Consider the following 12,422-nt stretch of genomic DNA (forward strand, 5'->3'; position numbering starts at 1 on the left):
ATCCTTGTTGACCCCGGCCGCACATTCGTGCAGGTCGAGGGTGGTGTGGACCAGTGCGGGCTCGCCCGGCTGAACGCGGCTGCGCGGCCCGCGGCCGCCACCGAAGCCCCCGCCGCCGCCGAAGCTGCCGCCACCGAAGAACTGCTCAAAGATGTCACCGAGCCCGCCACCGGCAAACCCGCCCGACCCCGCGCTGGCGAGGGGATCGCCGCCGGCGTCGACGATGCGCCGCTTCTCCGGGTCGCTGAGGACCTCGTAGGCAGCGGTGACCTCTTTGAACCGGTCTTCTTCCTCGGGGTTCAGGTCAGGGTGCAGTTCGCGCGCCAGCTTGCGGTAAGCGCGCTTGATCTCTTGGGCGTCCGCTCCCGGGCGCACGCCCAGGATTCCGTAGTAATCACGAGCCACTTGGTACTTCTGTCCTTACATCGATTCCGGGTTCCAGCGCGCCGCCGATCCGTGCGACCGGCGCACGGTCATCGCTCACCCAGTACTTCTCCAACGTACTTGGCCACCGCGGCCACCGACGCAATGGTGTTCGGGTAGTCCATCCGGGTCGGTCCGAGCACGCCCACGCTGCCCAGCACGGTGCCGCTCGCGCCGTAGGCGGTGGAGACCACCGAGGCACCGCGCAGATTGTCGCTGCGGGTCTCCCGCCCGATCTGCACCGTGACGCGGTCGGTGCTCTGGGTGCGCGCCAACAGTTTGAGGACGACGACCTGTTCCTCGAGTGCGTCGAGGACCGCGTCCATCCCGCCGAGGTCGGCGGAGAAGTCCGCCGATGCCCGGGCCAGGTTCGAGGTACCACCCAAGACCAGGCGGTCCGCCTCCCGCTCCACCAGCGTCTCGATGAGCACGGCGGCGATCGCGATGACGACTTCGCTCATCTCCGGCGGTGCGGAGTTGGCCACCTCGGCGACGGCGGCCGACGCCTCGGCCAGGCGCTTGCCGTCGAGGGCCGCGGCGAACAAGTCGCGCAGCAGGATCATTTCGTCGTCGCTGACGTCGCGACCCAGGGCGACCATCCGCTGCTCGACCCGGCCGCTGTCGGTGATCACCACCAGCAGCAGACGCGACGGGGTCAGCGCGACGACCTCGAGGTGGCGCACCGTCGCCCGCGACAACACGGGGTATTGGATCACCGCGACCTGCCTGGTGAGCTCGGCGAGGAGCTTGACCGAGCGGCGCAGCACGTCGTCGAGGTCGACGCTGGAGTCGAGGACCGACAGGATCGCCCGGCGCTCCGCGCGCGACAGCGGCTTGACCTCGGCGATCCGGTCGACGAAGAGTCGGTAGCCCTTGTCGGTGGGGACGCGCCCGGAGCTGGTGTGCGGCTGGGCGATGTACCCTTCCGCCTCCAGGACGGCCATGTCGTTGCGGACCGTCGCACTGGAGACTCCCAGCTTGTGTCGGTCGAGCAGCGCTTTGGACCCGATCGGCTCCTGGGTGGCCACGTAGTCGGTGACGATCGCGCGAAGGACCTCGAACCGCCGTTCGTCGGTCGCCGTCATCCCGGGCCCTCCTCCCGCGCCGTGCCATAAGGTGAATACGTCCATATTAGTCGGGATCGGTGGGGCGATGATCTTCAAGTCGGTGCAGGACGGGAAACCGTATCCGGCGCACAACCTCTCGCCGCGCGCTTGGGCAAAGATCCCGCCCCGCCAGTTCCGCCTCGACCAGCTGACCACGGTGACGACGGTCCTCGCCCTCGACAAGCTGCTGAGCGAGGATTCGACGTTCTACGGCGACCTCTTCTCCCACGTCGTGAAGTGGCGCGGCGAGATCTACTTGGAGGACGGTCTGCATCGCGCCGTGCGCAGCGCGTTGCGGAACCGTCCCCTCATCCACGCCCGGATGCTCGACCTGGACACCATCGACCTGTCCCCCGGCGCCCCGCCACTCGAGGAGCAGCTCGACACTCCCGCCGTCCGGCCGTCGGCGCCGCGACACCGCGCCGATTAGGCCTGCACCGGTCAGGCCGGCCCGGATCTGCGCGCGTGCCGTGTCGCCGATGATCATCGCGTCAGTCGACGAGGATGTCGCGGACCACCCCGTCGGCCAGTAGGCGCCCGGAATCGGTGAGGACGTAGGCCTCGTCGACGACGCGCAACAGCCCGTCGCCCACGGCCCCCTCGGCGCGCGCCCGCTCCTCGTCATCGAGAATCGCCGACGGCAGCCCCGAGCGCATCCGCAGGCGCAGCATCACCGCCTCGATGTGCCGATCGTCGTCGGTGAGGACCTCGAAGTCATCGCCGGGCCACACCCCGTCGGTCAGCGCCGACGCATAGGTCGCCGGATGCTTGCGGTTCCACCAGCGCGCCCCGGCCACGTGCGAATGAGCGCCCGGACCGATGCCCCACCAGTCGTCGCTGCGCCAATAGGCCTCGTTGTGGCGGCACGCCGAATCCGGCCCCCGCCCCCAGTTCGAGACCTCGTACCATCCGAAACCCTCGCCAGACAGCCGGTCGTCGATCCGCTCGTAGCGCGCGGCGAGCACGTCGTCATCGGGTGCGGGCACCTCCCCGCGGCGCACCTTCCGGGCGAAGGCCGTCCCGTCCTCGACGATGAGCGCGTAGGCCGAGACGTGGTCGATCGGGGCCGCCAGCACCGCGTCGAGGGTGGTGTCGAGGTCGGCGTCGGTCTCCCCCGGGGTGCCGTAGATGACGTCGAGGTTGACGTGCTCGAACCCGGCCGCCCCGGCTTCCGCCGCGGCCGCGATGGCCCGACCGGGCGTGTGGTTGCGGTCCAGGATCGCCAACACCCGCGACGACGCGGACTGCATGCCCAACGACACCCGGGTGTACCCGGCGGCCCGGATCTCGGCAAAGAACTCCGGCGAGGTCGACTCGGGATTCGACTCGGTGGTCACCTCCGCGCCGGGCGCCAGGTCAAAACTCGCCCGCACCGCGTCGAGGAGGTCGGCCAACCCGTGCGCGCCGAGCAGCGACGGGGTCCCACCGCCGACGAACACCGTCGACACCGGGCGCGGGCCGGCCAACGCCGCCGCACCGTCGAGTTCCCGGCGCACCGCCTCCAGCCACGACTGCGGCGACGACGACGAGCCGAGTTCGCCGGCGGTGTAGGTGTTGAAGTCGCAGTAGCCGCAGCGCGTCGCACAGAACGGAACGTGCAGATAGAGCCCGAGCGGCTCACCCCGGTCGCCGGCGTGCAGACGTCGCGCGACCGCCTCGGGCAGGTCGCGCCAATGCGTCGCAGCGGTGGCGGTCATTAATCCATCATCCCGCAGGTGCGGCGGCGACACCGCCGTCGGGAGCGGACCGGCCCGCCGGGAGTGTGCTTTCTCTCACCATGATTGAAAATCTGCCCAAGTAGACGCGGTGCGGGTCGGCGTGGCATGATGAACAACGTGACTACACGAGGATTGCGCCTGATCCAGCGGCGCCATATCGACCTCATGCGCTGTGACAGCGCATCGTGTATGCGCTAGCCGGACTCGGCCAGCGAGTAGTCCCTCCCCGGTTGCGCCCCCCGCGCGCCGTCCCGGATGCCGAATCCGCGTTTCACCTCTTTCATGACAGCCCCCATGTCGCTGCGCACGCATGCGCTGCGCGAGGAGAAATCCATGACGCTCACCACTCCGGAGTCGGTCGACGACAACGTCGACACGCCTCGCCCCCGCCGGGAACGGCCGACCGGTGACCGGCCGGCCCGTGCCGCCGGCGACCAGCCCGCCCGCCGCGCACGGCCGACGAAGCGCCGCTCCGAGGGCCAGTGGGCCCTCGGCTACCGCGAGCCGCTCAACGCCAACGAGCAGTCCAAGAAGGACGACAATCCGCTCAACGTGCGCGCACGCATCGAGAACATCTACTCCAAGGTCGGGTTCGACGGCATCGACAAGGCCGATCTGCGCGGCCGCTTCCGCTGGATGGGTCTCTACACCCAGCGCGCCGAGGGCTACGACGGCACCTGGAGCCACGACGACAACATCGACGTCATCGAGGCCCCCTACTTCATGATGCGCGTGCGCACCGACGGCGGTCAGCTGACCATCCCGCAGGTGCGGACCCTCGCCGGCATCTCCCGCGACTTCGCCCGGGGCACCGCCGACGTCACCGACCGGCAGAACATCCAGTACCACTGGATCGAGATCGAGAACGTGCCGGAGATCTGGCGGCGCCTCGAAGAGGTCGGCATGGAGACGATCGAGGCCTGCGGCGACTGCCCGCGCGGCATGCTCGGCTCCCCGCTCGCCGGCCTCTCGGTCCACGAGGTCCTCGACGCCAGCCCCGCCCTGGCCGAGATCAAGCGCCGCTACATCGGCAACCCCGAGTACTCGAACCTGCCCCGCAAGTTCAAGACCGCCATCTCCGGTCTGCAGGACGTCGTCCACGAGATCAACGACGTCTCCTTCGTCGGCGTCGAGCACCCCGAGCACGGCCCGGGCCTGGACCTCTGGGTCGGCGGCGGGCTGTCCACCAACCCGATGCTCGCGCAGCGCGTCGGCGCCTGGATCCCGCTCGACGAGGTGCCCGACGTCTGGGAGGGCGTGGTCGGCATCTTCCGCGACTACGGCTACCGCCGCCTGCGGTCCAAGGCGCGGCTGAAGTTCCTGTTGAAGGACTGGGGGCCGGAGAAATTCCGCCAGGTCCTCGAGGACGAGTACCTGGGCCGCAAGCTCATCGACGGCCCGGCCCCGGTTGCGCCGAAGCAGCCGATCGACCACGTCGGGATCACCGAGCAGAAGAACGGGCGCTACGCGCTGGGCTTCTCGGCGGTGTCCGGGCGCCTGTCCGACACGGTTCTCGACGCCATCGCCGACGCCGCAGAGAAGGCCGGCAGCGACAGTGTGCGGCTCACCCCGTATCAGAAGCTCGTCGTGGTCAACGTTCCCAAGGAGAACATCGAGCAGCTCGACGCCGATCTGTCCGCCGTCGGCCTGCAGTCGCGCCCGTCGCGCTGGCGCCGCAACCTGATCGCCTGCACCGGGTTGGAGTACTGCAAGCTCTCGTTCACCGAGACCCGCAGCCGCAGCCAAGAACTCGTGCCGATCCTCGAAGAGCGCCTCGCCGAGTTGAACGAGCAGCTCGACGTGCCGGTGACGATCAACTTCAACGGCTGCCCCAACTCGTGCGCCCGGATCCAGGTCGCCGACATCGGACTCAAGGGCCAGTTGATCGACGACGGCGACGGGCACCCGATCGAGGGCTTCCAGGTCCACCTGGGCGGCAGCCTCGGCTTCGACCTCGGGTTCGGCCGCAAACTGCGCCAGCACAAGATCTACGCGCACGAGGCGACCGACTACATCGACCGGGTGGTGCGCAACTTCATCGCCGGGCGCAACGAGGGCGAGCGCTTCGCCGAATGGGCCGCCCGCGCCGACGACGCCGAGCTGCAGTGAGGAGGGACAGATGACCGCCACACTCGACACCGACCGGTTGCGCGACATCGCGGCGCGCGGCGCCGACGAGCTCGGCCCCGACGCCTCCGCGCACGAGCTGCTCGCCTGGACCGCGCAAACCTTCGGCGATGACTTTCTGATCGCGGCCAACATGCAGGACGCGGTGTTGATCGACGTCGCCGACAAGGCCATCGACCGTGAGCAGGTCGGCGGCCGGCTCAAGGTGCTGTTCCTCGACACCGGGTACCACTTCATCGAGACGATCGGCACCCGTGACGCGGTCGCCCAGGTCTACGACCTGGACCTGATCAACGTCGCCCCGGAGCACACCGTCGCGCAGCAAGACGAACTGCTGGGCCGGGACCTGTTCTCCCGCGACCCCGGCGAGTGCTGCCGGCTGCGCAAGGTCGTCCCGCTGCGCGCCGGGCTGTCCGGTTTCTCCGCGTGGGTGACCGGTATCCGCCGCGTGGAAGCGCCGACCCGGACCAATGCCCCGTTGATCTCCTACGACGAGGGCTTCGGGCTGGTGAAGATCAACCCGTTGGCCGCCTGGTCCGACGAGGAGTTCCAGACCTACATCGAGGACCACGGGGTCCTCGTCAATCCGCTGGTGGACGAGGGCTACCCCTCCATCGGGTGCGAACCCTGCACCGCCAAGCCAGCCATTGGAGCCGATCCGCGCAGCGGCCGTTGGGCCGGGCGCGCCAAGACAGAATGCGGGTTGCACGTCTCATGAGCATTGATACGCACATCTCCCCCTTCGGCCTCGACAAGACCGAGGGCGAGTTCGACACCCTCGACGCGCTCGAGTCCGAGTCCATCCACATCTTCCGCGAGGTAGCCGGCGAGTTCGAGCGCCCGGTGATCCTGTTCTCCGGCGGCAAGGATTCGACCCTGCTGCTGCACCTGGCGCTCAAGGCCTTCTGGCCGGCGCCGCTGCCGTTCTCGCTGCTGCACGTCGACACCGGGCACAACCTGCCGGAGATCATCGAGTTCCGCGACGAGATCGTGGCGCGCCACAACCTGCGGCTGCACGTGGCCAGCGTCGAGGAGTACCTCGCCGACGGCCGGCTCACCGAGCGTCCCGACGGTATCCGCAACCCGCTGCAGACGATCCCGCTGCTCGACGCCATCACCGAGAACCGCTTCGACGCGGTGTTCGGCGGGGCCCGTCGCGACGAGGAGCGCGCCCGCGCCAAGGAGCGCGTCTTCTCGCTGCGCAACGCCTTCGGCCAGTGGGACCCCAAGCGGCAGCGGCCCGAGCTGTGGAACCTCTACAACGGTCGCCATGCCCCCGGCGAGCACGTTCGCGTGTTCCCGCTGAGCAACTGGACCGAGCTGGACGTCTGGCGCTACATCGCCCGCGAGCAGGTTCTGCTGGCGCCGCTGTACTACGCCCACGAGCGCGAGGTCTTCTCCCGCGACGGCATGTGGATGACCCCCGGCCCGTGGGGCGGTCCGCGCGAAGGCGAGGCGCTGGAGACGCGTTCGGTGCGCTACCGCACCGTGGGCGACGGCTCCACCACCGGCGCGGTCCTGTCCGACGCCGCCGACAACGAGGCCGTCCTGGCCGAGGTCGCCACCTCCCGACTCACCGAGCGCGGCGCCACCCGCGGCGACGACCGGGTCTCCGAGGCGGCCATGGAAGACCGCAAGCGCGAAGGATATTTCTGATGACGCAATCGACCAGCACCGCAAACCTGGCGAACGGGCCGCACCACCCCGATCTGTTGCGCATCGCGACCGCCGGCAGCGTCGACGACGGCAAGTCCACCCTCGTCGGCCGCCTGCTCTACGACACGAAGTCCGTCCTTGCCGACCAGATCGACGCGGTCAACCGCGCCTCACAGGCACGCGGCCTGGACGGGCCCGACCTGTCGCTGCTCGTCGACGGGCTGCGCGCCGAACGCGAGCAGGGCATCACCATCGATGTCGCCTACCGCTACTTCGCGACCGCCAACCGCTCGTTCGTCTTGGCCGACACCCCCGGTCACGTCCAGTACACCCGCAACACGGTGTCCGGCGCATCGACCGCACAACTGGTGATCCTGCTGGTCGACGCCCGCAACGGCGTCGTCGCGCAGACCCGCCGCCATGCCGCGGTGATGGCCCTGTTGGGCGTGCCGCAGCTCGTGCTCGCGGTCAACAAGATCGACCTGGCCGATGATCCGCAGGGACAATTCGCGCAGATCACCGCTGACTTCGCCGAGTTGACCCGGTCGCTGGGCTGGACCGACGAGCAGGTCTTGGCGATCCCGGTGTCCGCGCTGCACGGCGACAACGTCGCCACCCGGTCGGAGCGCACGCCGTACTACGACGGCCCGACCCTGATCGAGCATCTCGAGACCGTCCCGAACGTGCACGAGCGCGCCGGCGACCCGGTCGGTCTGCGCTTCCCGGTGCAGTATGTGATTCGGCCGCGCACCGCAGAGTTCCCGGACTACCGCGGCTACGCCGGACAGGTCGCCACCGGCACCGTCGCCGTCGGCGACGAGGTGGTCATCCTGCCGTCCGGGACCCGGACCACGATCGAGGCCATCGACACCGCCGATGGCCAGCTGCCGGCCGCGCACGCCGGGCGCAGCGTCACCCTGTTGTTGGCCGACGACGTCGACGTCTCGAGGGGTGACGTCATCGCCGCGGTCGGCGATGCCCCGGAACCGATCCAACAGTTCACCGCCACGGTGTGCTGGCTCGGCGACAAGGCGCTGCGCCCGGGTGCCCGACTGCTCCTCAAGCACGGGACCCGTACCACGCAGGCCATCGTCGGGAGCATCGACGTCCGGTTCGACGAGCAGGATCTCACCCTGATCGAGTCGCCGGAAGCGTTGGAGCTCAACGAGATCGGACGGATCTCCGTGCAGACGGCCGAGCCGATCGTCGCCGACGACTACAGCCACAGCCGCGAGTCGGGCAGCTTCCTGCTGATCGACCCGGCCGGCGGCAACACGCTGGCGGCCGGCCTCGTCGGGGATGCCCTCGACCAATTGCATCTGACGCCCAGCACGGTCCCGGCGTGAGCGTCCTCCTCGTCGCCCACGGCAGCCGGGACCCCCGGTTCGCCCTGACGCTCACGCGTATCCGCGACGAGGTCCGCACCACGCTCCCGGCCGAGCGGATCGAACTGGCCTATCTGGATCTCGACGAGCCCCTCGTGGCCACTGTCCTGGACTGGCTCGCGCCGGCGGGCGACCCGATCCGGGTGGTGCCGCTGCTGCTCGGCGACGGCTATCACAGCCGGTTCGACCTGCCCGTGCTGCTCGACGCCGCACGGCGGCGCTGGCCGACTCTCACCCTGGTGCAGACCCCCGTTCTCGGGAAGGCCGATCTGAGCCCGGCTCTGGTCGACCGCGCCCGGGCCGCCGGCCTGCGCGCCGGCGACGGCATCGTCATGTACGCCGTCGGCTCCTCCGACGAACGTTCCGACGACGCGGCCCGACGCCGGGGCGCCGAGGTCGCGCGGTTGACCGGCAACCCGGTCGAGGTGGTGTTCGCGACGAAACTCGGCCGACAGGCCTCGGTCCTGCGCGGCGCCGTCGGGCGTCTGCGTGCCGGCGGCGCGAAGCGGATCGTCGGGTTGCCCTACTTCCTGTCCCCGGGCCTGCTGGCCGAGCGTGTCGAGGCACTGCTGGACGAACTCGCCCCGGGTGATCCGATCGCCGGGGCCCTCGGCCCGCACGGACTCGTCGTCGAGGCCATCGCCGGTCTCGTTCCTCCCGCACCGATTCACATCTCCCGACGTAATCCCGTCGGGAAATGCGAATTCGATCGGGAGGAAGCCGACTCGGTCCCCCGCCGCTAGCCCTGGATCCGGGCGCGACCCTCGCCCCACTCGACGTCGCGCAGCTCGTTCTTGCGGATCTTGCCGGTGGAGGTCTTCGGCAGTTCGTCGACGAAGGCGACGTCGCGCGGCGCCTTGTAGGAGGCGATCTTCGACTTCACGTGCGCGATGATCTCGGCATCGGTCGCCTCTTGTCCCGGCTTGAGCACGACGATGGCCTTGGGGCGCTCGCCCCACTTGTCGTCGGGCACCCCGATCACCGCGACGTCGAGCACCGCCGGATGGCTGACCACCGCCTGCTCGACCTCGATCGTCGAGATGTTCTCCCCACCGGAGATCACGACGTCCTTCGCCCGGTCCAGGAGCTGCACGTACCCGTCCGGGTGCATGACCCCGAGGTCCCCGGAGTGGAACCAGCCGCCGGCAAACGCCTCGGCGGTGCGTTCCTCGTCCTTGAAGTACCCCTTCATCACCACGTTGCCGCGCATCACGATCTCGCCCATCGCAACCCCGTCGTCAGCGACGTCGACGAGTTCCGCGCCCTCCTCGGTCTCGGTGCTCACCACCCGCAGCCGGTCCGCGGTGATCATGCCGACGCCCTGCCGCGCCATCCGCACCGAGAGTTCCTCGCCGGACAGCTCCGACCAACTCGGATCCGGCTCGCAGACCGCATAGGGACCGTAGGTCTCGGTGAGTCCGTAAACGTGGATGATGGTGATCCCCAAGTTGCGGATCGCCGCGATGATCGTGGGGCTGGGCGGTGCCCCCGCAGTCGCGATCGACATCGGCCGGCTCATCGGATGCGCCTCGGGCGCGGTCGCCAGCGTGGTCAGCACGGTCGGCGCGCCCGACATGGCGGTGATGCCCTCGGTGTCGATGAGGCGCCACATCTCCTCGCCGCGCACCGCGCGCAAGCAGACGTGGGTGGCGGCCACCGCGGTCAGCGCCCACGGGCCGCACCAGCCGTTGCAGTGGAACATCGGCAGGGTCCACAGGTAGTTGGTGTCGATGGAGAAGCCCTGGGTGATCACGGTGCCCAGCGATCCCAGGTACGCGCCGCGGTGGGTGTACATGACGCCCTTGGGCTTGCCGGTGGTTCCCGAGGTGTAGTTGATGGTGAGGACGGCATCCTCGTCGGCGACATCCCACACCAAGTCCTCGCCGGCATCCCCGCGGGCGAAGAACTCGTCGTACCGCACTGCGACGCCCTCGTACTCGCCTTCCTGGCTGGGCGTCTCGATGATCTCCCGCACCGTGGCGAACTCCACGTCGGCGATGCCCGCCAACAGCGGCGCGTCCCCGACGAGCAGAACCGATTCGGAGTGGTCGCCGATGTAGCGGATCTCCTCCGGTGCCAACCGGGTGTTGACGGCGACGAGGATCCCGCCGACCAGCGGAACCGCGAAGTGTGCGGTGAGCAATTCCAGTGAGTTGCTCGCCAGGTAGGCGACCTTGTCGCCCGGCTCGACCCCGGAGGCCCGCAGCGCGCCGGCGAGCGACCGGACGTCGGCGGCCAACTCGGCGTACGTCAGGCGGCGCCCACCGTCGATGGCGGCGAGCTTGCCGGGGTGCACCGACGCGGCGCGCTCCAAGAAGCGCAACGGAGACAGCGGCGTGTTGAGTCCGGACGTGGCGGTGGCACTGGTCATAGATCCTCACTTCGTGTGGTGTCTATGACAGTCCTACTCCACCCTCCTCCACCGTAGGAAAAATCCCGCGGTTTTCGCCGCCCGATGCAACGCCGATGCAACCCCGCGAGGGCTACGCCTCGAACGCGGCGATCTTCGTCGCCCGGGCGTACACCGTCTCCCCCGGCTGCAGGTGCAGGGCGTTCTGGTCGCCGCGGGTGATCTGCGCGGCGAACTCATCGCCGGTGGCCGACGCGAGCAACTCCACCCGCGTCTCGAACCCGAGGTTCACCACGCGCGACACGGTCGCCTTCACGACCCCGGTGTCCAGTTTGGCGTCACCGCCCGGCAGGGCGATCTCGGGATGGCGGCCGATCCGGATGTCGTGCGGGCGGACCAGTTCGCCGTTGAGGCGGACGGTCGAGCCGAGGAAGGACGCGACGAACGGATTGTCCGGCCGGTCGTAGAGGTCGTCGGGCGAGCCGACCTGCTCGATGCGACCCTGGTTGAGCACCGCGATCCGGTCCGACACGTCGAGCGCCTCGGCCTGGTCATGGGTGACCAGCACGGTGGTCACGTGGACCTCGTCGTGCAGGCGCCGCAGCCACTTGCGCAGATCGTCGCGCACCTTCGCATCGAGCGCGCCGAACGGCTCGTCGAGCAGCAGCACCTTCGGGTCCACCGCCAGCGCCCGGGCCAGGGCCATGCGCTGGCGCTGACCGCCGGACAGCTGCGCGGGAAAGCGCTTCTGGAAGACGGTGAGCCCGACGATGTCGAGCAGCTCGTCCACCTTCTTGTCGATCTCGGCCTTGGGTCGCTTGCGGATCTTGAGGCCGAACGCGATGTTGTCGCGCACGGTGAGGTGCTTGAACGCCGCGTAGTGCTGGAAGACGAAGCCGATGTCGCGCTGCTGCGGCGAGGCGGCCGACACATCGCTGCCGTTGATGATGACGGTCCCCGAGTCGAGGCCGTCCAGGCCGGCGATGGCCCGCAGCAGCGTCGACTTGCCCGAGCCCGACGGGCCCAGCAGCGAGGTCAACGACCCCTCCGGAATATCGATCGACACATCGTCGAGGGCGGCGAAGTCGCCATAGCGCTTGTTGGCGCCGATACCGAGATAGACATGTCACACGCCTTCCTTGATGAGCTGGGGTTCGTTGCCGATCGCGATCGGGTCGTCGGCGGTGGTTTCGGTTTCGGTCGAGCGGTCGATCCACTCGCCTCGGCGTAAGCGGTTGCGCACCCGCCGTTCGATCAGGGTCATCGCCACGAGGACCAAGACCAGCCACGAACATGAGCAGGGTGGCTGCGGCGTAGGCACCGAACTCGTTGTAGTCGTCGGTGTAGCGCGAATGCACCAACAGGGTCAGCGTCTGGGAGATACCCGGGAAGTTCGACGAGACCATGGTGACCGCGCCGTATTCGCCGAGGGCGCGGGCGATGGTCAGGACCACGCCGTAGGTCAGGCCCCAGCGGATGGCCGGCAGGGTGATCCGAACTGAAGGTCGGCCAGCCGTTTGGCACCGAGGGTGGCCGCGGCCTCCTCCTGCTCGGTGCCGATCTCCCGGAGCACCGGCTCGACCTCGCGGACGACGAACGGCAGCGTCACGAACAGCGTCGCCAGCACCAGGCCGGGGAATCCGAAGATCACCTTGAA

Annotated in this window: 11 protein-coding genes and 1 pseudogene; 6 read left to right on the forward strand and 6 right to left on the reverse strand. The window is 69.1% G+C overall.

Annotated features, from left to right (window positions below; all coding sequences use genetic code 11):
• On the reverse strand, positions 1–405 hold a 405-nt coding region (locus nbrcactino_RS15075; RefSeq protein WP_161928321.1), incomplete at its 3' end, for a DnaJ domain-containing protein.
• Between the two features lie 68 nt (positions 406–473).
• On the reverse strand, positions 474–1,508 hold the full coding sequence (gene hrcA, locus nbrcactino_RS15080) for a heat-inducible transcriptional repressor HrcA (protein ID WP_161927878.1): 1,035 nt from the start codon (positions 1,506–1,508) through the stop codon (positions 474–476).
• A 67-nt stretch (positions 1,509–1,575) separates the two neighbouring features.
• On the opposite strand from hrcA, the gene nbrcactino_RS15085 reads away from it, so the two are divergent.
• Complete coding sequence (locus nbrcactino_RS15085; RefSeq protein ID WP_161927877.1) at positions 1,576–1,959, forward strand: type II toxin-antitoxin system VapB family antitoxin; 384 nt, start codon at positions 1,576–1,578, stop codon at positions 1,957–1,959.
• A gap of 61 nt (positions 1,960–2,020) precedes the next feature.
• Here the strand turns inward: nbrcactino_RS15085 and hemW are convergent, their stop codons facing one another.
• Entirely contained in the window at positions 2,021–3,226 is a 1,206-nt protein-coding gene (gene hemW / locus nbrcactino_RS15090) for a radical SAM family heme chaperone HemW (RefSeq protein ID WP_161927876.1), read from the reverse strand.
• A gap of 354 nt (positions 3,227–3,580) precedes the next feature.
• Between hemW and nbrcactino_RS15095 the strand changes: the two genes are divergently transcribed.
• From nbrcactino_RS15095 to nbrcactino_RS15115, 5 genes are read left to right on the forward strand one after another with little or no spacing between them, the layout of a single operon-like run.
• The gene (locus nbrcactino_RS15095) at positions 3,581–5,356 is read left to right on the forward strand and encodes a nitrite/sulfite reductase (RefSeq protein WP_161928028.1); all 1,776 of its coding nucleotides are present in this window, start codon (positions 3,581–3,583) and stop codon (positions 5,354–5,356) included.
• A gap of 10 nt (positions 5,357–5,366) precedes the next feature.
• Positions 5,367–6,092, forward strand: coding sequence for a phosphoadenylyl-sulfate reductase (locus nbrcactino_RS15100; protein WP_161927875.1), 726 nt, complete (start codon positions 5,367–5,369; stop codon positions 6,090–6,092).
• The gene (gene cysD / locus nbrcactino_RS15105; RefSeq protein WP_161927874.1) at positions 6,089–7,030 is read left to right on the forward strand and encodes a sulfate adenylyltransferase subunit CysD; all 942 of its coding nucleotides are present in this window, start codon (positions 6,089–6,091) and stop codon (positions 7,028–7,030) included. The genes nbrcactino_RS15100 and cysD overlap by 4 nt, the downstream gene beginning before the upstream one ends.
• Positions 7,030–8,376 carry a sulfate adenylyltransferase subunit 1 gene (locus tag nbrcactino_RS15110; RefSeq protein WP_161927873.1) on the forward strand — a complete coding sequence of 449 codons (1,347 nt, stop codon included), beginning with the start codon at positions 7,030–7,032 and terminating at the stop codon, positions 8,374–8,376. The genes cysD and nbrcactino_RS15110 overlap by 1 nt, the downstream gene beginning before the upstream one ends.
• Positions 8,373–9,158 carry a sirohydrochlorin chelatase gene (locus nbrcactino_RS15115; RefSeq protein WP_161927872.1) on the forward strand — a complete coding sequence of 262 codons (786 nt, stop codon included), beginning with the start codon at positions 8,373–8,375 and terminating at the stop codon, positions 9,156–9,158. The genes nbrcactino_RS15110 and nbrcactino_RS15115 overlap by 4 nt, the downstream gene beginning before the upstream one ends.
• On the opposite strand, the gene nbrcactino_RS15120 is transcribed toward nbrcactino_RS15115, so the two are convergent.
• The 3 genes and pseudogenes from nbrcactino_RS15120 to nbrcactino_RS15130 form a co-directional block, all read right to left on the reverse strand.
• The gene (locus tag nbrcactino_RS15120) at positions 9,155–10,786 is read right to left on the reverse strand and encodes an AMP-binding protein (protein ID WP_161927871.1); all 1,632 of its coding nucleotides are present in this window, start codon (positions 10,784–10,786) and stop codon (positions 9,155–9,157) included. The two genes, nbrcactino_RS15115 and nbrcactino_RS15120, sit on opposite strands and share 4 nt — an antisense overlap.
• A 112-nt stretch (positions 10,787–10,898) precedes the next feature.
• On the reverse strand, positions 10,899–11,876 hold the full coding sequence (locus nbrcactino_RS15125) for a sulfate/molybdate ABC transporter ATP-binding protein (protein ID WP_161928322.1): 978 nt from the start codon (positions 11,874–11,876) through the stop codon (positions 10,899–10,901).
• 15 nt (positions 11,877–11,891) lie between these two features.
• Positions 11,892–12,422: pseudogene (locus nbrcactino_RS15130) on the reverse strand (ABC transporter permease subunit); the annotation flags it as partial.

The sequence above is a fragment of the Gordonia crocea genome (genome assembly GCF_009932435.1).
Lineage (GTDB): Bacteria > Actinomycetota > Actinomycetes > Mycobacteriales > Mycobacteriaceae > Gordonia > Gordonia crocea.

Bases quoted from the DNA above. Each gene is read 5' to 3' on its own strand.
- nbrcactino_RS15100 (WP_161927875.1), top strand. From the start codon at position 5,367: ATGACCGCCACACTCGACACCGACCGGTTGCGCGACATCGCGGCGCGC.
- cysD (WP_161927874.1), top strand. From the start codon at position 6,089: ATGAGCATTGATACGCACATCTCCCCCTTCGGCCTCGACAAGACCGAG.
- hrcA (WP_161927878.1), bottom strand. From the start codon at position 1,508: ATGACGGCGACCGACGAACGGCGGTTCGAGGTCCTTCGCGCGATCGTC.
- nbrcactino_RS15110 (WP_161927873.1), top strand. From the start codon at position 7,030: ATGACGCAATCGACCAGCACCGCAAACCTGGCGAACGGGCCGCACCAC.
- nbrcactino_RS15095 (WP_161928028.1), top strand. From the start codon at position 3,581: ATGACGCTCACCACTCCGGAGTCGGTCGACGACAACGTCGACACGCCT.
- hemW (WP_161927876.1), bottom strand. From the start codon at position 3,226: ATGACCGCCACCGCTGCGACGCATTGGCGCGACCTGCCCGAGGCGGTC.
- nbrcactino_RS15120 (WP_161927871.1), bottom strand. From the start codon at position 10,786: ATGACCAGTGCCACCGCCACGTCCGGACTCAACACGCCGCTGTCTCCG.
- nbrcactino_RS15085 (WP_161927877.1), top strand. From the start codon at position 1,576: ATGATCTTCAAGTCGGTGCAGGACGGGAAACCGTATCCGGCGCACAAC.